Source organism: Hyphomonas beringensis (genome assembly GCF_000682755.1).
GTDB lineage: Bacteria > Pseudomonadota > Alphaproteobacteria > Caulobacterales > Hyphomonadaceae > Hyphomonas > Hyphomonas beringensis.
Genome location: NZ_AWFF01000012.1, coordinates 1 through 244, shown reverse-complemented (window position 1 = coordinate 244; position 244 = coordinate 1). Strand labels below are relative to the sequence as shown.

General features: G+C 15.2%; 1 protein-coding gene. It reads left to right on the top strand.

Annotated elements, in window-relative coordinates:
* The coding region (locus tag HY29_RS19335; protein ID WP_206741905.1) for a hypothetical protein at positions 1-244 on the top strand (244 nt) is incomplete at both ends.

The following is a 244-nucleotide window of genomic DNA, read 5'->3' as shown; positions in this document are numbered from 1 at the left end:
CAAAAATTTAATGTAATATTTGTTCAAGTATTATCAGAATTAATTAAAAATTATTCTGTTGATGTTATTTTAAAAAATGTGTATAAAAATGATAATTCTATAAAAATAGATATAAATCCAGATATATCTAATTTTAATACAAAAGATGTGGGTATAGAATTAAAAAATATAATTGAATTAGATTATTATCATGAGCTAGATTTAGATAATAAATTTTTTAATTATAATAAAATAAAAAATGATG